Annotated in this window: 21 protein-coding genes and 1 tRNA gene; 15 read left to right on the top strand and 7 right to left on the bottom strand. The window is 67.9% G+C overall.

Going from position 1 to position 16,834, the window contains the following annotated elements; genetic code table 11:
* Positions 1–25: 25 nt before the first annotated feature.
* The 8 genes from IEY14_RS04230 to IEY14_RS04195 all read left to right on the top strand — a co-directional run bounded on the left by IEY14_RS04230 (position 26) and on the right by IEY14_RS04195 (position 4,219).
* The gene (locus IEY14_RS04230) at positions 26–313 is read left to right on the top strand and encodes an AbrB/MazE/SpoVT family DNA-binding domain-containing protein (RefSeq protein WP_188906931.1); all 288 of its coding nucleotides are present in this window, start codon (positions 26–28) and stop codon (positions 311–313) included.
* Complete coding sequence (locus IEY14_RS04225) at positions 297–698, top strand: type II toxin-antitoxin system VapC family toxin (protein WP_188906930.1); 402 nt, start codon at positions 297–299, stop codon at positions 696–698. The genes IEY14_RS04230 and IEY14_RS04225 overlap by 17 nt, the downstream gene beginning before the upstream one ends.
* A gap of 31 nt (positions 699–729) precedes the next feature.
* Positions 730–1,302, top strand: coding sequence for an acetolactate synthase small subunit (ilvN, locus tag IEY14_RS04220; RefSeq protein WP_188906929.1), 573 nt, complete (start codon positions 730–732; stop codon positions 1,300–1,302).
* A 25-nt stretch (positions 1,303–1,327) separates the two neighbouring features.
* Positions 1,328–1,927 carry a LysE family translocator gene (locus IEY14_RS04215; protein ID WP_188906928.1) on the top strand — a complete coding sequence of 200 codons (600 nt, stop codon included), beginning with the start codon at positions 1,328–1,330 and terminating at the stop codon, positions 1,925–1,927.
* A 64-nt stretch (positions 1,928–1,991) separates the two neighbouring features.
* On the top strand, positions 1,992–2,234 hold the full coding sequence (locus IEY14_RS04210; protein ID WP_188906927.1) for a type II toxin-antitoxin system VapB family antitoxin: 243 nt from the start codon (positions 1,992–1,994) through the stop codon (positions 2,232–2,234).
* Positions 2,234–2,623, top strand: coding sequence for a type II toxin-antitoxin system VapC family toxin (locus IEY14_RS04205; RefSeq protein ID WP_188906926.1), 390 nt, complete (start codon positions 2,234–2,236; stop codon positions 2,621–2,623). The genes IEY14_RS04210 and IEY14_RS04205 overlap by 1 nt, the downstream gene beginning before the upstream one ends.
* Positions 2,624–2,626: 3 nt before the next feature.
* Positions 2,627–3,754, top strand: a complete 1,128-nt coding sequence (locus tag IEY14_RS04200; protein ID WP_188906925.1) for an ATP-dependent DNA helicase — start codon at positions 2,627–2,629, stop codon at positions 3,752–3,754.
* Between the two features lie 126 nt (positions 3,755–3,880).
* Complete coding sequence (locus tag IEY14_RS04195; RefSeq protein ID WP_188906924.1) at positions 3,881–4,219, top strand: hypothetical protein; 339 nt, start codon at positions 3,881–3,883, stop codon at positions 4,217–4,219.
* Between the two features lie 28 nt (positions 4,220–4,247).
* Here the strand turns inward: IEY14_RS04195 and IEY14_RS04190 are convergent, their stop codons facing one another.
* Positions 4,248–4,997, bottom strand: a complete 750-nt coding sequence (locus IEY14_RS04190; protein ID WP_188906923.1) for an alpha/beta fold hydrolase — start codon at positions 4,995–4,997, stop codon at positions 4,248–4,250.
* 305 nt (positions 4,998–5,302) lie between these two features.
* On the opposite strand from IEY14_RS04190, the gene IEY14_RS04185 reads away from it, so the two are divergent.
* From IEY14_RS04185 to IEY14_RS04160, 6 genes are all read left to right on the top strand, one after another.
* Positions 5,303–6,046 (top strand): pyridoxine 5'-phosphate synthase, encoded by a 744-nt coding sequence (locus IEY14_RS04185; RefSeq protein ID WP_188906922.1) that lies wholly within the window; start codon positions 5,303–5,305, stop codon positions 6,044–6,046.
* An 88-nt stretch (positions 6,047–6,134) separates the two neighbouring features.
* Positions 6,135–6,806, top strand: a complete 672-nt coding sequence (locus IEY14_RS04180) for a TetR/AcrR family transcriptional regulator (RefSeq protein ID WP_188906921.1) — start codon at positions 6,135–6,137, stop codon at positions 6,804–6,806.
* A 37-nt stretch (positions 6,807–6,843) separates the two neighbouring features.
* A complete protein-coding gene (ilvC, locus tag IEY14_RS04175) occupies positions 6,844–7,863 on the top strand; it encodes a ketol-acid reductoisomerase (RefSeq protein WP_188906920.1) in 1,020 nt (339 codons plus the stop codon).
* Positions 7,864–7,996: 133 nt separating this feature from the next.
* On the top strand, positions 7,997–8,437 hold the full coding sequence (locus tag IEY14_RS04170) for a PilZ domain-containing protein (protein WP_188906919.1): 441 nt from the start codon (positions 7,997–7,999) through the stop codon (positions 8,435–8,437).
* Between the two features lie 124 nt (positions 8,438–8,561).
* Positions 8,562–8,637 (top strand) — tRNA-Lys (locus IEY14_RS04165).
* A 961-nt stretch (positions 8,638–9,598) separates the two neighbouring features.
* Positions 9,599–10,705 (top strand): DMT family transporter, encoded by a 1,107-nt coding sequence (locus IEY14_RS04160; RefSeq protein WP_188906918.1) that lies wholly within the window; start codon positions 9,599–9,601, stop codon positions 10,703–10,705.
* Between the two features lie 208 nt (positions 10,706–10,913).
* Here the strand turns inward: IEY14_RS04160 and IEY14_RS04155 are convergent, their stop codons facing one another.
* Entirely contained in the window at positions 10,914–11,057 is a 144-nt protein-coding gene (locus tag IEY14_RS04155) for a DUF1127 domain-containing protein (protein ID WP_188906917.1), read from the bottom strand.
* A 320-nt stretch (positions 11,058–11,377) separates the two neighbouring features.
* Between IEY14_RS04155 and IEY14_RS04150 the strand changes: the two genes are divergently transcribed.
* On the top strand, positions 11,378–12,016 hold the full coding sequence (locus tag IEY14_RS04150) for an RBBP9/YdeN family alpha/beta hydrolase (RefSeq protein ID WP_188906916.1): 639 nt from the start codon (positions 11,378–11,380) through the stop codon (positions 12,014–12,016).
* Here IEY14_RS04150 and IEY14_RS04145 read toward each other — a convergent pair.
* The 5 genes from IEY14_RS04145 to IEY14_RS04125 all read right to left on the bottom strand — a co-directional run bounded on the left by IEY14_RS04145 (position 11,964) and on the right by IEY14_RS04125 (position 16,834).
* A complete protein-coding gene (locus IEY14_RS04145; protein WP_188906915.1) occupies positions 11,964–12,785 on the bottom strand; it encodes a universal stress protein in 822 nt (273 codons plus the stop codon). The genes IEY14_RS04150 and IEY14_RS04145 overlap by 53 nt on opposite strands.
* A gap of 65 nt (positions 12,786–12,850) precedes the next feature.
* A complete protein-coding gene (locus IEY14_RS04140) occupies positions 12,851–13,537 on the bottom strand; it encodes an HAD hydrolase-like protein (RefSeq protein WP_188906914.1) in 687 nt (228 codons plus the stop codon).
* A 67-nt stretch (positions 13,538–13,604) separates the two neighbouring features.
* Complete coding sequence (locus IEY14_RS04135) at positions 13,605–14,513, bottom strand: PfkB family carbohydrate kinase (protein ID WP_188906913.1); 909 nt, start codon at positions 14,511–14,513, stop codon at positions 13,605–13,607.
* Between the two features lie 7 nt (positions 14,514–14,520).
* Positions 14,521–15,954, bottom strand: a complete 1,434-nt coding sequence (locus IEY14_RS04130; RefSeq protein WP_188907383.1) for an aldehyde dehydrogenase family protein — start codon at positions 15,952–15,954, stop codon at positions 14,521–14,523.
* Between the two features lie 79 nt (positions 15,955–16,033).
* A complete protein-coding gene (locus IEY14_RS04125) occupies positions 16,034–16,834 on the bottom strand; it encodes a class I SAM-dependent methyltransferase (protein WP_188906912.1) in 801 nt (266 codons plus the stop codon).

The following is a 16,834-nucleotide window of genomic DNA, read 5'->3' as shown; positions in this document are numbered from 1 at the left end:
CTCGTTTCGGCCGGAGCTGAAGCCCATGACGATGACGGCGAAGATCTCGGAAGTCGGTTCGGTCCTCATCCCGCGGTCCGTACGCGAGGCGAACGGCTGGGCAGCCGGGACCGAGCTCGAGATCGTCGCTCATCGGGGAGAAGTCCTGCTTCGGCCGAAGGCGTCACGCCGCCGGGAACGATATCCGCCGATCACGATCGACGAATTCGTGGCCCGCGTCCCGCGATACGAAGGACCGGCCGTGACCGACGACATGATTCAGGCGGCGATCCTCGACGAGGCGAAGCGGCGGTGGCATGCCAAGGGCGATTGATACGAACATTCTCGTCCGGTTGATTGCCCGGGACGATCCGGCGCAATTCGAAAAGGTCCGCCGCCTCTTCGAGTCCGGTCCCGTCCTGGTCCTGACGACCGTGCTGCTCGAGACCGGATGGGTCTTGCGAAGCGCGTTCGGCTTCTCGCCCGAAAGGCTGGCCGCGAGCCTGGAGGCGCTGCTGTCCTTGCCGAATGTCGAGCTGGAGCAGGAAGACCTCGTGATCGATGCCCTGGCCCTGTTCAGGGCAGGGCTCGATTTCGCCGATGCCATCCATCTGGCGGGCGCCCGCGAGTGCGACGAGTTCCTGAGCTTCGATGCGGCGCTCGTGAAACGTGCTCAGCGATCGGCGGCGGAGTTGCCGGTTGTTCCCAAGCTTCTCTAATGAATTTCATCCGCGAACGAGTCCGAGCCTTATGAGCCGCACGATCCAGCCGCCCGCCTCCGCCTATTTCATCGAAGCCGAGAAGGAGAGCGCCGAGGCGCGCACTCTGGCGCTTCTGGTCGACAACGAACCGGGCGTGCTCGCCCGTGTCATCGGCCTGTTCTCCGGGCGCGGCTACAATATCGAGAGCCTTACCGTCTCGGAAACCGAGCACGAGAAGCATCTCTCGCGCATCACCATCGTCACGCGCGGCACGCGCCACATCATCGAGCAGATCAAGAGCCAGCTCGACCGCATCGTGCCGGTGCATCGCGTGGTCGATCTCACCCGCGTGGCGGGGGATGACGGCGAGACCGGCCCGATCGAGCGCGAGCTCGCGATCGTCAAGGTCGCGGGCTCCGGCGACAAGCGGGTCGAGGCGCTGCGCCTCGCCGATGTCTTCCGCGCCAAGGTGGTCGATTCCTCCACGACGCATTTCGTCTTCGAGATCACCGGCCGGAGCTCCAAGATCGACAAGTTCATCTCGCTGATGAAGCCGATCGGCTTGGTCGAAGTCTGCCGCACCGGCGTCGCCGCTCTGACGCGCGGCGCCGAGGCGACCTGACCGCTTATCCTCCGAGGCCCGTCCGATGCCGTTCGACGTCCTGGTGGCGCTCGCCACCTTCGCTCTCGTGTCTTCGGTGACGCCGGGGCCGAACAATATGATGCTGATGACCTCCGGGGTGAATTTCGGCTTCCGCCGCACCATCCCGCATATTCTCGGCATCGAGATCGGCTTCGGACTGCTTCTGCTGGCGGTCGGGGCCGGGCTCGGCGCGTTGATCCATGCGGTGCCGGCGCTGTCGCTCGTCATGAAGGCGGCGAGCGCCCTCTATCTCCTCTGGCTCGCCTGGAAGATCGCCTTCGCCAAGGCGGCCGCCGCCCGCGACGAGACGGGGGAGGCGAAGCCAATCAGCCTTGCGCAGGCGGCCTTGTTCCAGGTCGTCAATCCGAAGGCCTGGGCGATGGCGCTCGTCGCCATGGGCGCCTATGTCAGCGACGACATGCCGGTTCTCTCGGTCGCCATCGTCACGGCCGCCTTCCTTGTCGTCGGCATCCCGAGCGCGGCGATCTGGACCGGCTTCGGCGTCGCGCTGCGCGGTTTCCTTGCCGATCCGAAGCGGCTGCGGATCTTCAACATCGTGATGGGCCTGCTTCTCGTCGCGACGCTCTGGCCGATGCTGCGCTGACCTTCGTTCTCATTGTGTTCCTATCGTGTAGATGCTATGGACGCGCATCTACACGGAGGCGATGATGGCGCTTCATATCCGGGACGAGCGGACGGACGCATTGGTGCGCGAACTCGCGTCGCGCAAAGGCGTCGGGCTGACCGAGGCGGTGCGCGAGGCGGTCGAGAACGAACTGGCGCGCGAGAAGGGCAAGGTGCCGCTGCGCGAGCGCCTGCAACCGCTCTTCGATCGCCTCGACGCCCTGCCGAATACCGGCTTTGTCCCCGACAAAGCCTTCTACGATTCCTTGAACGACGAGGAGGACTGATGTTCGTCGATGCATCGGCGATCGTCGCCATCCTCAATCGCGAGACCGAAGGCGAGCAGTTGATTCGCCTGCTGGAAGGCACGACGGCGACGACGTCCGCCATCGCGCTCTACGAAGCCGCGCATGCCGTCGCCCGCGTCAAATCCATTCCTCTGGTAGAGGCGGCGGAGATCGTCCTGAACTTCCTCGAACAATCCGAGATCGCGCTCGTGCCGATCACCGGCGAGGCCGGCCGGCTGGCGATCGAGGCCTCCTCTCGCTTCGGCAAGGGCTCGGGTCACCCCGCCCGCCTCAACATGGGCGATTGCTTCTCCTATGCCATGGCGAAGCTTGCCCGCGCGAAGCTGCTCTACAAGGGCAACGACTTCGCCCATACGGATCTCGGCTAGGCCATGAAATTCTCTCCCCAGCAGGACGAGGCGCTGAAGGCGGTGGGCGACTGGCTGAAGGCCGGCGACCAGCCGCTCTTCCGCCTCTTCGGCTATGCCGGCACCGGCAAGACGACCCTCGCCAAGCATTTCGCCGCCGATGTCGACGGCACCGTGCAGTTCGCCGCCTTCACCGGCAAGGCGGCGCAGGTGCTGCGCAGCAAGGGCGCGAAGAACGCCCGCACGCTGCATTCGCTGATCTACCGGCCGCGCGGCGAGGAAACCGTCGAGGACGAGGAGAAGGGCACGTCGCGCGTCTCGCCGACCTTCTCGCTCAACCGGCAGAGTCCGCTCGCGAAAGCCAAGCTCGTCGTCGTCGACGAATGCTCGATGGTGGACGAGCAGCTCGGGCGCGATCTCCTGTCCTTCGGCACGCCCGTCCTCGTGCTGGGCGATCCGGGCCAGCTGCCGCCGGTCTCGGGCGGCGGGTTCTTCACCGAAGCCGAGCCCGACTTTCTCCTGACGGAAATCCACCGTCAGGCCCGCGACAATCCGATCGTCGCGCTGGCGCAGAAGGTGCGCGAGGGCGGCGAGCTCGACTATGGCGAGTTCGGCTCGGCCCGGGTGATCGGCAAGCGCGACGTCGACCGGGATGCCGTGATGAAGGCCGATCAGGTGCTCGTCGGCACCAATCGCACCCGGCGGCGCTACAATGCGCGGCTGCGCGAGCTGAAGGGCTTCGACGGCGCCTTGCCGCGCGCCGGCGACAAGCTCGTCTGCCTGCGCAACGATCCGACGAAATCGCTGCTTAACGGCTCGCTCTGGCAGGTGATGACGGCTTCGCCCGAAACGACGAAGCCGGGCATCAACCTGATCGTCAAGCCGGACGAGGACGATGTCGATGGCGGGGCGGCGAAGATCAAGCTCCTGAAATCGGCCTTCGAGGAGCCGGATGCCGAGGTGCCCTGGTCGCTGAAGAAGCGCTTCGACGATTTCGACTACGGCTATGCGCTGACCGTCCACAAGGCGCAGGGCTCGCAGTGGAACGATGTCGTGCTGTTCGACGAGAGCTGGGCCTTCAAGGAAACGCGCGAGCGCTGGCTCTATACCGCGATCACCCGCGCGGCGGAGACGCTGACCATCGTGCGCTGACGGGCGCCTGATATCGGTTCGTTAACCGGTCAACATTCGTGCCACGCATGTAACAGTGCTGCATTGGAGTGATGGTCGGCCCATCGCTACGGTACTCCCATATCCTCGGGCATGGGAGCCAAGACAATGGGACGGATGATTGGCCCATATGGCAAGAAATCGTCGTATGATGATCTTTACGGCAAGGCCTATCGCATCGACGATCTGAAGATCGGCGAGCGGCGAAACATCATCAGCCTCGTGGTCGAACTCGAGAAGATCGAAGCGGGTGCGGACAAACGCGGCGGCACGCCCGGAAGAACCAAGGCGCGGGTCCTCGAAGCCCTGCATGCGCTGCTGCGCCTGTCGGACTCGGCCGAGGCGGAAGAGATCGCCGAGCGCCTGCGCACCAATTTCGTGCCCGCCTTCGCGCCGGTGCAGGATGGTCGGGTGGTCGTCTGGCGGCGGACGTCCTTCGCGTTCTGAGTGCTTCCGACCCTCGCCCCGGAGGGTCTCACGCGGTCTGGTCCGAGCCTTCGTCGAGAAAGCGACGGATCGCATCGGCGACGAGATCGGGATACTCTTCGTGGAGGCCGAGCTTGCCGCGCGGCAGGACGAGCGTCCGCACTCCTGGCAGCGCGCCGAGGGCCGCCATCTCGGCTTTCGAGCGTCGCGGCGTCCGGTCGCCATAGAGACAGAGGATCGGCGCCCGCAGACGGCTCGCCGCCGCCAGGAATTCGGCGCGGTCGGCGAAGGCGTCGAGAGCGCCCGTCACGAAGCGCAGCGAGGCATGCCGCGCGCCCCGCGCGTTCACCACTTCGGCCTTCGCGGCTAGCCATTCGGGCGTCAGGCCGGCCCGGTCCTCGAAGACATGCCCGCCCACCATCATGCGGATCATCGGCCGATTGACATTGGCGCGGTAGAGAAGGGGGCCGAGGATCGGATGTTCGGCGAGGGCCGCGATGCGCTCGAACAGGGCCGCGCGGCTCCCGAGCATCGTCGGCAGCGGACCGCGCCATGTCGGCGCGAGCAGGCAGAGGCGTCCCGCGTCGCGCTCCGCCGCGACGGTGAGGAGCGTCGCGGCCCCATGCCCGGCCGCGAGCGTCGCGAAGGGCTGCGGCGCGACGGCATCGAGAAGATGGCGCAGAAACGCCGCCTGGGCCTCCGGCGTCCAGGCGAGCGCCGGTTTCGCATGGGTGCCGAAGCCGGGCCAGTCGACGCAGAGAAGCGTGAAGCGCGTGCCGAGCCTCCGAGCGAGGGGCATGAGTTCGCCGCGTGTCGAAATCGAACTCGGCGCCGGCAAAGCGAGAAGGACGGGGCCGTGCCCGACGCGATCGAGGCCAATCGCCAGGCGTTCCCCCTGCCAGACCCAAGGAATGATCTCCCGCGTCACGTCCATGTTCCGCCGCTTCATGCCTTCGTTCGACCCGTTCCCCTCTAGCCGATGGGAGGGGCGATGCCATGTCCTGTCGACGCGCGCGGCCGGTGGCCGGCGCGCCGGCGCAGAAAGCCGTTGCGGCGGATCGCGCGCGGCGCGAAACATCGCCCAACGCTCTCGGGAGGTCGATGATGCCGACTCAGCTCTCCGTCAATGTCAACGCGATCGCCATGCTGCGCAATCGTCGCGATCTGCCCTGGCCGAGCGTCACCGGTCTCGGCCGCATCGCGCTGCAGGCCGGCGCGCATGGCCTCACCGTCCATCCGCGCCCCGATCAGCGCCATGTGCGCTTTTCCGACCTGCCGGAGCTGCGCGCCCTGATCGACGATGAGTTTCCGGGAGCCGAGTTCAACATCGAGGGCTTTCCGAGCCGCGACTTCATGGAACTCGTCGAGCGCACGCGGCCGGAGCAGGTGACGCTGGTGCCGGACGATCCGAGCCAGGCGACTTCCGATCACGGCTGGGACGTGCGCGCGGAGCGCGAAACGCTGAGGCCGATCGTCGCCCGCCTGAAGGAGGGCGGCATGCGCGTTTCCCTCTTCGTCGACGCCGATCCCGGACAGGCGCCCTTCGCCGCCGAAGTCGGGGCGGATCGGATCGAGCTCTATACCGGCCCCTATGGCGGCTGCCACAGCGACCCGGACGCGGCGGCGCGCATCATCGAGGCGCTCGGCAAGACCGCCGACGCGGCCCATGCGGAAGGCCTCGCGGTGAATGCCGGCCACGACCTCACCGTCGCCAATCTGCCGCCGCTCCTCGCCCGCATTCCCGCGCTCGCCGAGGTGTCGATCGGGCACGCGCTGACGGCGGATGCGCTGGAATTCGGCATGGCGGAAACCGTCCGCCGCTTCCTCGCCGCCTGTCGCGGGACCTGAGGGGAGCCTCGACCACTTTAGGCTTTCGGCGCCTTGATCTCGGCGTCGGAAGCCGCTAGAGCGCTGTACCGTAACGTACGGTACGGTCATGGCGTTGGACGTTCTCGACAGGGCAGCGGAGACGGAGGAGGCGCCGACGGCGCGCCAGCGCGAGGTGCTGGACGCCGCGCTCGCCCTTCTCGTCGATCCGAAACGCCAGCTCACCATGGCCGCCGTGGCGGATCGGGCGAGCTGCTCGAAGGAAACGCTCTACAAATGGTTCGGCGGTCGCGACGGGCTGCTGACGGCGACCGTGCAGTGGCAGGCGGCGAAGGTCAGGCCGGTGGCCGTGCCGCCGGAGGGCTTCGACCGCGAATCGCTGCGGGTGAGCCTCGAACATTTCGCCCGGGACTGGCTGGCGACGCTCGGCGGCCGCACCTCGGTGGCGCTGAATCGGCTGGCGATCGGCGAGGCGGGCGACGAGGGGCGCGATCTCGGCCGGATCGTCCTGGAGAACGGCCCGCTCGCCATGCGCCGGCGTCTCGCGCCGGTGCTACATGCCGGCAAGGCCGGCGGCCTCATCGTCTTCGCCAGCGAGGAGGAGGCCTTCAGCACCTTCTTCGGTCTCGTCGTGCGCGACGTGCAGATCCGCCTTCTGCTCGGCGACCCGGAACCCGCCGCCACGGAGGCGATCGATCGCGACGCCGCCCGCGCGGCCGGACAGTTTCTCGCCCTTTACGGGGCGAAACAGACATCCCCAGCCGGCGTCACGGCCGGCTGAGGGCGGATTTCCAAACACAAGGGAAGGAAAGACCATCATGCGTGTCTATTACGATCGCGACGCCGATCTGAACCTCATCAAGTCGAAGAAGGTCGCCATCATCGGCTATGGCAGCCAGGGCCGCGCCCATGCGCTGAACCTGAAGGATTCGGGCGCCGCCAATGTCGCGGTCGCGCTGCGTCCGGGCTCGGCCACCGCCAAGAAGGCCGAGACCGACGGCTTCAAGGTCATGTCCGTCGCCGAGGCGGCGGCCTGGGCCGATCTCATGATGATGGCGACGCCGGACGAGCTCCAGGCCGACATCTACAAGCAGGAGATCGCCCCGAACATCCGCGACGGCGCCGCGATCGCCTTCGCCCATGGCCTCAACGTCCATTTCGGCCTGATCGAGCCGAAGGCCTCGGTCGACGTGGTGATGATCGCGCCGAAGGGCCCGGGCCATACGGTGCGCGGCGAATATCAGAAGGGCGGCGGCGTGCCCTGCCTCGTGGCCGTGCATCAGAACGCCTCGGGCAACGCGCTGGAACTCGCGCTCTCCTATGCCAGCGGCGTCGGCGGCGGCCGTTCGGGCATCATCGAGACGAACTTCAAGGAGGAATGCGAGACCGACCTCTTCGGCGAGCAGGTCGTGCTCTGCGGCGGTCTGGTCGAGCTGATCCGCGCCGGCTTCGAGACGCTGGTCGAGGGCGGCTATGCGCCCGAGATGGCCTATTTCGAGTGCCTGCACGAGGTGAAGCTGATCGTCGACCTCATCTACGAGGGCGGCATCGCCAACATGAACTACTCGATCTCGAACACGGCCGAATGGGGTGAATATGTCACCGGCCCGCGCATCATCACCGACGAGACCAAGGCGGAGATGAAGCGCGTGCTGAAGGACATCCAGACCGGTAAGTTCACCTCCGACTGGATGCAGGAATACCGTTCGGGCGCGGCTCGCTTCAAGGGCATCCGCCGCGTCAACGACAGCCACCAGATCGAGGAAGTGGGCGCCAAACTGCGTGGCATGATGCCCTGGATCAAGTCGAACGCCCTGGTCGACAAGACCCGCAACTGATCTCGCGGACGGAACGGGTGCGGCCGAAAGGCCGCACCCGTCTGGCGTGCCGTCCTAACGCTTTGTTAGGGGGTCTGTTCCCATAATCGACCCGACGTCGAGGAACGCTGAGGCGGTCGAGGGACGCACGCCGTTGAGTGCATTGATCTACGAAGAAGGCCATGCCGCCGAAGAGGCCGATGGCGCCGAGCGCCGGATCGCCCCGCGCACCAAGGTGCTGAAGCGGGCGCAGGTGCTGTTCAACAACAACTTTTCCGTCTTCGACTGCGTCGTGCGCAATATCTCGTCGACGGGTGCGCTTCTGACCATCGACGAGGCCGCGCATCTGCCGAAGGAATTCGGCGTGCGCATCGGCGACGACCGGACGATCCGGCCGGCGCGCCTCGTCTATCGCCGCGGCACCTTCGCCGGCATCCGCTTCCTCGACTTCGTGGACGAGGAAGAGGAACTGACGCTTCCCAATTCGCCCATGGCGAGCGCCGCGCCGCCGGAAGCCCATCCGTCGCAGACCATCGCCAAGCTCGTGCCGGAGCCGCTGCCGCGCGCCCTGACGCGCCATTTCCGCTGGAACTGAGGGGCGAGGGCGCCCGCGAAAGAAAGATCGCAAAGCCCGCGAAAAGGGGGTGGACAGCGCCGAAAAGCCCTCTTATAACGCGCTCATCCCGACGGCGCGGATGAAACTCCAAGGCCTTCGGAACGGGTGTATAGCTCAGTTGGTAGAGCAGCTGACTCTTAATCAGCGGGTCCTAGGTTCGAGCCCTAGTACACCCACCAATCCTCCAAGCGCTGAAAACTTCCAATACTAGACGAGACTGTCGTCCGGCGCCCAAGGCCGGGTCGCTGGTCTGTTTGTCTTTGGCCGGTATTGCCTTCCGCTCGGCGGTTCACTCAGGACGCTGGTGTCGTTCCCGAGTTAAGGCTGTTGGGAATCGGCAGACCTCTCGCGGCGCGAATCGAGTCCTCGCACCTTCCGAACACCGGCCTGTGTCGCCACTTCGGTCTATCAGCGAGATCGCCGAGGCTTGGACTATTTCAGGCCCGCGCGCCGTCGATTCGCCTCTGACACCATCGCGTCTTCGCAGAGACCCGCTCCCCTTGCCGTCTGGTCCGGCCGGCGCTGCGTCGGGATCTATTCCAAGCCGGCTACGACCCGGCGCGAACGATGCGCAGGGACGCTCATCCCCATTCTCGTCCATGCGGTTTTGCTGAAGGCATGAGTTCCGGATTACGCCTGGGACGACGAAGCTGTGACGGGTTCACCAAGGGTCCATCGCCAAGTCGGTACGACATCGTCCATCCGACATCACTTTCGCAAAAGGCGAGACGCGACGGTTGCAAGCTTACCCGCAGCCATGAGGCGCCCCTGCAAGACGATCTGCCTGAGTCGACCTTATTCTGAATGATGAGAAAAGGGCCGTCTCGGCTCGCTTGGGCGAAAGGCGGATTGCGCGAAGGCGAAATCCATCCCAATGATTTGCTACCTGGGCGGGTAATTCTGTCGTTTGCTCAGGGGACTAGATGCAAGGGTCTAGTTGACGCTGGGGAATAAAAAGTTTCTTTCGGCACCCTGTTCGTCGGGGGGCCATTCGAACGAAAGGCGTCCCGCATTCGGGGTGCGGTTCGCGTCTCCTTGTTCCCAGTTCAGATCCAGCGGTTGCAGGAGTTTCAGCCGCTCGCATGCGCATGCCGGCTCGACGGCCGGCGGTAGCCGAAGCTTGCGACCTGGAGCCTTGTCATGGGCCATCCGCCACCCTTCGATCGCGCCGACGATCCCCGCCGGCGCGTGCCGAGGCGGACAGCGGCAGGCGCCGCCTCCTCTTCCTTCAAGGCGCGGTTCGGGCTTCTCGCTCTCGGCGCGATCTGGGGGCTGGTCGTGCCGCTGTCGAGCCTCGCCTCCCGCTTCGGGGCGGGGCCCTTCGGTCTCACGGGCTGGGTCTCGGCGATCAGCGCCACGATCTGCCTGACGATCGCGCTGCGGCGGCGGACGATCGTGCTGCCGACACCGGCCGCCGCCGTCTTCTTTCTCGCCTGGGCCCTGCTCGGCACGGTGATTCCCCAGGCGCTGCTGTTCTGGGTCGCCGGCCGAATCGCCTCCAGCACCATTTCCGTCATCGTCATTCTGGAAGGCTTCATCGTCTTCGCCCTCGCGGCGGCGCTGCGCCTGGAAGCGCCGACCGCCCGACGCTTCGCGGGGCTCGCCCTCGGCTTCGTCGGGCTGATCCCCGTGCTAGCCAGCACCGTAGCTGCACCGGACCAGAGCCTGACGCTGACGCTTCTCGCCGTGCTCGGCCTGCCGATCTGCTATGCGACGGAGAACCTGCTGATCGCCGCCTGCAAGCCGCCCGAGATCGATCCGATCGCCGGCATCGCGCTGATGCAGGGCATGGGCGCGGCGATCGCCTTCGGCATCGCCTTTTTCTGCGAGGATTTCCTGTGGCTCGCGGTGCCGGCCGGCCGGTTGGAGGCGGTGGTGCTGGCGCTCGGCCTTTGCGCGGCGCTGGCCAACTATCTCTTCCAATCCCTTATCGCGAGCTCGGGATCGGTCTTCACCAGCCAGTGCTCCTATCTCATCACGCTGGCGGGACTCGGCTGGAGCGTTCTTCTGCTCGGCGAGACGATCTCGCCCTGGATCGGCGGCAGCGTCGCGACGATCTTTCTCGGCATTCTGCTCGTCACGCCGAAGGCGCCGGCCGTCGCCGCTGCGCCGGGCCGGCCGTCCAGCCTGCCGTTCGATTCGATGGAAATCCAGATGGGGGCCGGCGGCTTGCCAGGGGACGGAGGATCCGACCTTCGAGGGTCGGCTGTCGCCGAGACGGGATCGCGCCGCGACCGTCCACGCTGACAGCGGGCGTTCGCGGCGGTGATTCCCCTCCCGTCGCGCCGCCTGCGGCAGATACCAAAACGCCCACCGGGGGAGGACCGGTGGGCGCTGGTTCGATGCCCGCGTCGGGAGGAGACAGCGGGCATGCTGGCGGGCGGTGGGAGGAACCGCCGGCCGATCCGCCCCGGCCATGGGAGGAGGAGAAGGCCGGAGCAGAACCTGGAATTTCTTAGCGGACCGCCTGACGGGCGAAGGCCGGGATGTCCGAGCGGGCGATGCCGAGATCGGCGAGCTCGCGCTGCGACAGACGGTTCAGCTCGGTCGCGGTCTCGCGATAGGCGCGCCAGTTGCGGAAGGTGCGGGCGAGGTTCATGGGTCTTTCTCCATCTTCGCTCCTCATCGGTGGGAGCGGTCCGTTGCGGTTTCTTTCGACACCCGGAATGTAGGCGCGGCATACGCGGCGGAGTAGCGCCAATATCGCATGGGTGGTCCGCCGATCTTCGCTATCTCGGCATCGCGGACGACCTATGCGAAATCGCATGGGTCACCGAAACCTCGCTTTGTCGAATCGTCCGGACGCGAACGGACGAAGCTGCTCCATCCGTCTACGGATTGAGTATTTTATTCGTTCCGACGCGGCGCTCGAGGCCCTAGTTTCCCGTCTGGATTGAGAGCATCGAGGGAAGAGCCGACGTGATCGAAACCTTGATCGTTCCGGGGCTGAACGGGTCGCCGGAGGGCCATTGGCAATGGCATTGGGCAGAAGAGGACCGGCACGCCGAACTGGTGGAGCAGGAAAGCTTCTCGCGCCCGGTGCTGGTCGACTGGCTGCATAGCCTCGAGGCGCGGATCGAGGCAAGCGCGCCGGGCGTCATTCTCGTGGCGCATAGCCTCGGCTGCGCCCTCGTCGCGGCCCTGGCGGGCCGGCCGGCGGCCTCGCATGTCGGCGGGGCGCTTCTCGTCGCGCCGGCCGATCTCGAGGCGCTGGCCGACAGCCATCCGACCGTGCGCAGCTTCGCGGCGGCGCCCGAGGGGCCGCTGCCCTTCGCCTCCATCCTCGTCGGCAGCCGCGACGATCCCTTCATGCGCTTTTCGCAGGCCGAGCGTCAGGCGAAGCTCTGGGGCTCGGCGCTGATCGATCTCGGTTCCGCCGGCCATATCAACATCGCCAGCGGCTTCGGCCCCTGGCCGGATGCGCCGGTCCTGGCGGACGGCCTGCGCGGGCGCCCCGCCGCGCCGGTCGCCCGGCGCCGGGCCGCGCGAGGCGCGGGGATCGGCCCTAGCGGGACAGAAGACAGGGGCAGGGCGTCCGCCGCAGCAATTCGTGCGTGACGCCGCCGAAGATCCATTCGCGCAGCCGGCCGTGTCCATAGGCGCCGGCCACCAGGAGATCGGCGCCGCGTTGCTCGGCCTGGAGGATGATCTCGTCAGCGATCGAGCCCTGGGGGACGGCGACCCGCAGCGGCCTCGCCCGGACCGAGTGCCGTTCCAGGTTGCGGCAGATGTCGTCGAGCCCGTCGACCTCCCGCTCCTCGCCGATGGTCAGCACGGTCACCTCTTCGGCGAGGCGCAGGAACGGCAGGGCGTCGGCGACGACCCGGCGGGCTTCGTGCGTATCCTTCCAGGCGACGAGGACATGGCGCGCGGCGGCGCGCTCGTCGTGCGGCGGCACGATCAGCACGGGACGGCTGGCGCCGATGACGGCTTCGCCGAGATCGATGCCCGTGCGGCCGAGCGCGGGGTCGTCCGGTCCGCCGCGACCGAGCACCACGAGATCCGCCGCCACGGCCTGGCGCACGAGAAAGCCGGTCGGCTCGTCGATCGCCTGGCGCCATTCCGACGCGCCGCCCGCCGCCCGGCGGAAGAGGCGCTCCAACTCCCCGAGCCGGTCGTCGATGCGCTTCTGCTCGGCCAGGACGAATTCCTCGTCGAAAGCTTCCGCCGCATCCGTATAGAGCGCCAGCGGCACGGCTTCCGCCGCGATGCCGATGGTGAGGCCGGCGAAGCGGTGGGCGATCTCCGCGGCGAGCCCGACGCGCGCTTCCGTCCCGACGCCGGCATCGACGCCCACCATCACGCTTGCGAAACGAAGGTCCGTCATCGATCCATCTCCGTCCGGGACGAATACGGTCTAAGCCTTCGCCGGCGGGCGCGCCTTGATCCCGGTCAATCGGCGCGAGGAGCGCTGCCGAGCGCATGCCGCACGGCCTCCGGCGTCAGATCGGCGGGATCATGCAGCAGAAGATCGGCGCCGCATTCCTCCAGCTCGTTCCTTGCACCATAGCCCCAAAGCACGCCGATGGCACGCAGGCGGTTGGCATGGGCGCCGGCGATGTCGAAGCGACGATCGCCGACCATCACCGCAGCGCGCGGGTCGAGGCCGCGCTCGGCGAGAATGCCGGCGATCATCTCGTCCTTGTGCGGCGAGGTGGTCGCGGGACCGGAGCCGTAGACGGCGGCGAAGAGGGGGAGAAGGCCGAGATTCTCCAGGATACGCTCGGCGAAGTCGCGTCGCTTCGACGTGGCGAGCACCAGCGGCATGCCGGCGGCGTGAAGGTCGCGCAGCGCCGTCTCGATGCCGGCATAAAGCCGGCAGTCGAAGAGGCCGCGCGCGCCGTAGTCGGCGCGATAGGCGGCGACGGCTTCCGCGACGCGATCGTCTCCCTGCGCGCCGAGGAGATAGGCCATCACGTCGGCGATCGGCGGGCCGATCAGCCGGGCGATATCCGGCTGCGGCGGCATGGCGAGACCGAGGCTCAGAAGCGCGGCGCGGCAGCTCGCCACGATGCCGGGTTCGGAATCGATGATCGTGCCGTCGAGATCGAGGAGAACGGTCGGCGGAAGAGAAGGCATCGGAGCGGATCTTTCGAAGCGGCGCGGCGCTCGGGCTTGGCGCCGGCCTGGGCTGGGAGGAAGGGAATCAGCCCGTCGCGCGATGGCGATCGAGGATCGCCGCGATCTCGGCGCGGCTCGGAAAGGCGGCGAGCGTGCCATGGCGGCCGACGGTGACGGCGGCGGCGTCGTTGGCGGCCGCGACCGCGCCGGCAAGGTCGAAGCCATGATAATGAAGGGCGGCCGCGAGGACGCCCATGAACGTGTCGCCGGCGCCGGTCGTATCCACCACCGGGACGGCGCGGGCCGGCACATGACCCTGTGCCGCGCGCCCCGCGAAATGGACGCCGTGACCGCCGAGCGTCAGGACGGCGCCCGCCGCGCCCGCTTCGCGCAGCGCCAGGACGATGGCGGCGGGCTCCATCGGTCCGACGAGCGCCGCGCCTTCGCTTGCGTTCACGACGACGAGATCGACGAGCGGCAGCAGGTCGCGGAATTCGGGCAGCAGCGGCGAAGGGTTGAACAGCGTCGCAGCGCCGCGCCGCCGCGCCACAAGGAGCGCCGCCGCCGTCGCCCGCGCCGAGAGATTGCCTTGCAGGAGAAGCTGGTCGGCGGGTCCGAGCGCGCCGGCCAGTTGCTCCGCCATTCCGGCGTCGAGGCTGGCGGCGGCGCCGGTGATGCTGGCGATGGCATTCTCGCCATCCCGGCCGACGAAGATCAGCGACCGGTCGGTCGGCGCCGCGACCTCGATCAGATCCGCCGGATCGAGCCCTTCCTCGGCGAGGGCGGCGGCGATGGTCGCGCCCGGCGCATCGCGCCCGACCGGCGCGACGAAGCGCAGGCGGGCGCCGGCCCGATGGGCGACCAGTGCCTGGTTGGCGCCCTTGCCGCCGAGATCGTGGCGCGGCGCGCCGACGATCACGGTCTCGCCGGGCGCCGGCCAGCCGTCGACCGCCATCGCCTCGTCGATGGTCGCGTTGCCGAGAACCAGCAGCATGGCCGCCTCAGGCCGCGCCGTAGCCGACGATGCCCTTGATCTCGAGGAACTCGTGAAGGCCGAAATCGGCATATTCGCGCCCGTTGCCGGACTGCTTGTAGCCGCCGAAGGGCGCCCCGGTGTCCCAGGCGGGGTTGTTGATATAGACATTGCCCGAGCGCATGCGGGCGGCGAGCCGGCGCGCATGCCGAAGGTCTGCCGACTGGATATAGGAGGCGAGGCCGTAGACCGTGTCGTTGGCGAGCGCCACCGCCTCGTCCTCGTCGCGATAGGAGAGGATGGAGAGGACCGGGCCGAAGATCTCCTCGCGGGCGATGGTCATCTCGGGCGTGACGTCGGCGAAGACGGTGGGCTTGACGAAATAGCCCCGGTTCATGCCGTCCGGCCGGCCGAGCCCGCCGGCGGCGAGCCGCGCCCCTTCCTCGATGCCCGTCTCGATCAGGCGCTGGATCTTGTCGTACTGGATCTGGCTGACCACCGGGCCGAGCTTCGTGCCCTCGGCATCGGCCGGGCCGACCTTGAAGGTGGCGGCCGCCCGCGCCGCGATCGCCGCCGCCTCCTCGTGCCGGTCGATCGGCACGAACATGCGCGTCGGCGCGTTGCAGCTCTGGCCGGAATTGCCGAAACATTCCGCGACGCCCTCGCTCACCGCCTTCTCCAGATCGACATCCGGCAGGAGGATGTTGGCCGACTTGCCGCCGAGCTCCTGATGGACGCGCTTGATCGTGTCGGCAGCCGCCTTGGCGATGAGGATGCCGGCGCGGGTGGAGCCGGTGAAGGACATCATGTCGATGCCGGGATGGGCGGACATCGCCTCGCCGACATTTGGTCCGTCGCCGTTCACGAGGTTGAAGACGCCCTTCGGCACGCCCGCCTCGTCCATGATCTCGGCGAAGAGCAGGCCGCTCATCGGCGCGATCTCGGACGGCTTCAGCACCATCGTGCAGCCGGCCGCGAGCGCCGGGCCGACCTTGCAGGCGATCTGGTTCATGGGCCAGTTCCAGGGCGTGATCATGCCGACGACGCCGATCGGCTCGCGCGCGATCAGCGTCGTGCCGCGCAGTTCCTCGAACCGGAAATTCTCCAGCGTCTCGATCATCTTGGCGAGATGCGCCCGGCCGCTGCCGGCCTGGTTGGAGATGGCGAAGGGCAGGGGCGCGCCCATTTCCCGGCTGATCGCCGCGCCCATCTCCCGGGCGCGCCGGTCGTAGACGGCGAGAACGCGCCGCAGGATCGCGAGACGCTCCTCGCGGCTCGTCTGCGAATAGGTCTCGAAGGCGCGCCGCGCGGCCGCCACCGCCCGGTCGACATCGGCGCCGGTGCCGATCGCGATCTCGGCATAGGCCTCCTCGGTCGAAGGGTCGATCACTGGCAGGCGCGTCGCGCCGGGCGCGGGCTCGACCCAGGCGCCGTCGATATAGAACTTCAGCGCATTGCTCATCATGGACGCTCCCTGTCCGCCAGCGACTCAGATCCGGCGGACCATGCCATCCCGGCGCGACTTGCGCGAGGCGGGCGCGTCAGATCGGCGGCTTCGTCGCCCGGATCGCGTAGCGGTGCTGCACCTGCCGGGCGAGACCCTTCAGCAAGGGCATGTGGCGCCCCTGCGCCCGGTGGATCGCGCCGAGCCGGCGATCGACCGTGATCCCGGCGAAGCTGGCTTCGGCGAGAAGCGCCGCGACATCCTCGGCCCGCGCCCCGCCGGAGAAATGGACGCGCGACAGGATGCTGCGGTGCCGCCCGGCGAGCTCGGCCGACAATGCCGGTCCCCGGTCCCGCGCCAGTCCGTGCCGGCGGGCGAAGGCCTCGATCCGCATCAGGAGCCGCTCGCCCGCGCCCTGGCCGACGAAGTCGCCATCGACGATCAGCAGCATGCCGCCGGGCTTCAGGACGCGCAGCCATTCCGCGAAGCAGGCGGCGGGATCGACCAGGGTCCAGACGAGATGGCGCGTGACGATCGCGTCGAAACTCTCGTCCGCCTCCAGGATGCGCTCGGCATCGCCGAGCCGGAAGGCGATGGCGCGTCCGCGATCCGCCGCCTTCCGCCGCGCCCGCTCCAGCATGGGCTCCGACCAGTCGAGCCCGGTGACGCGAAAGCCGAGATCGTCGAGGAGATGCGAGACGACGCCGGTGCCGCTGGCGAGATCGAGCACGCCGCGCCCCGCCGCCGGTCCGAGATGGCGCGACAGCAGATCGTGCCAGGCCCGGCGCTCGCGCTCGGAGAAGATCTCGTGCCCGGGGAAGTCATCGAAGCTCGCGGCCCGGTCCGACCAGAAGGCCTGGATCTCGTCCCGCAGGTCGAAATTCCCCCGAACTGTCAT

It is taken from the genome of Aureimonas endophytica (assembly GCF_014642635.1).
In the GTDB taxonomy this organism is placed as follows: Bacteria; Pseudomonadota; Alphaproteobacteria; order Rhizobiales; family Rhizobiaceae; genus Plantimonas; species Plantimonas endophytica.
The sequence above is the reverse complement of the archived record's forward strand: the minus strand, read 5'-3'. Positions and strand labels throughout refer to the sequence as shown.

Coding starts and splice junctions, on each gene's coding strand:
- IEY14_RS04205 (WP_188906926.1), top strand. CDS start 2,234: ATGTTCGTCGATGCATCGGCGATCGTCGCCATCCTCAATCGCGAGACC.
- IEY14_RS04160 (WP_188906918.1), top strand. CDS start 9,599: ATGGGCCATCCGCCACCCTTCGATCGCGCCGACGATCCCCGCCGGCGC.
- IEY14_RS04210 (WP_188906927.1), top strand. CDS start 1,992: ATGGCGCTTCATATCCGGGACGAGCGGACGGACGCATTGGTGCGCGAA.
- IEY14_RS04135 (WP_188906913.1), bottom strand. CDS start 14,513: ATGCTGCTGGTTCTCGGCAACGCGACCATCGACGAGGCGATGGCGGTC.
- IEY14_RS04125 (WP_188906912.1), bottom strand. CDS start 16,834: ATGACAGTTCGGGGGAATTTCGACCTGCGGGACGAGATCCAGGCCTTC.
- IEY14_RS04180 (WP_188906921.1), top strand. CDS start 6,135: ATGGCGTTGGACGTTCTCGACAGGGCAGCGGAGACGGAGGAGGCGCCG.
- IEY14_RS04200 (WP_188906925.1), top strand. CDS start 2,627: ATGAAATTCTCTCCCCAGCAGGACGAGGCGCTGAAGGCGGTGGGCGAC.
- ilvN (WP_188906929.1), top strand. CDS start 730: ATGAGCCGCACGATCCAGCCGCCCGCCTCCGCCTATTTCATCGAAGCC.
- IEY14_RS04215 (WP_188906928.1), top strand. CDS start 1,328: ATGCCGTTCGACGTCCTGGTGGCGCTCGCCACCTTCGCTCTCGTGTCT.
- IEY14_RS04155 (WP_188906917.1), bottom strand. CDS start 11,057: ATGAACCTCGCCCGCACCTTCCGCAACTGGCGCGCCTATCGCGAGACC.
- IEY14_RS04145 (WP_188906915.1), bottom strand. CDS start 12,785: ATGACGGACCTTCGTTTCGCAAGCGTGATGGTGGGCGTCGATGCCGGC.
- IEY14_RS04130 (WP_188907383.1), bottom strand. CDS start 15,954: ATGAGCAATGCGCTGAAGTTCTATATCGACGGCGCCTGGGTCGAGCCC.
- IEY14_RS04190 (WP_188906923.1), bottom strand. CDS start 4,997: ATGCCCCTCGCTCGGAGGCTCGGCACGCGCTTCACGCTTCTCTGCGTC.
- IEY14_RS04230 (WP_188906931.1), top strand. CDS start 26: ATGACGATGACGGCGAAGATCTCGGAAGTCGGTTCGGTCCTCATCCCG.
- ilvC (WP_188906920.1), top strand. CDS start 6,844: ATGCGTGTCTATTACGATCGCGACGCCGATCTGAACCTCATCAAGTCG.
- IEY14_RS04185 (WP_188906922.1), top strand. CDS start 5,303: ATGCCGACTCAGCTCTCCGTCAATGTCAACGCGATCGCCATGCTGCGC.
- IEY14_RS04195 (WP_188906924.1), top strand. CDS start 3,881: ATGGGACGGATGATTGGCCCATATGGCAAGAAATCGTCGTATGATGAT.
- IEY14_RS04140 (WP_188906914.1), bottom strand. CDS start 13,537: ATGCCTTCTCTTCCGCCGACCGTTCTCCTCGATCTCGACGGCACGATC.
- IEY14_RS04225 (WP_188906930.1), top strand. CDS start 297: ATGCCAAGGGCGATTGATACGAACATTCTCGTCCGGTTGATTGCCCGG.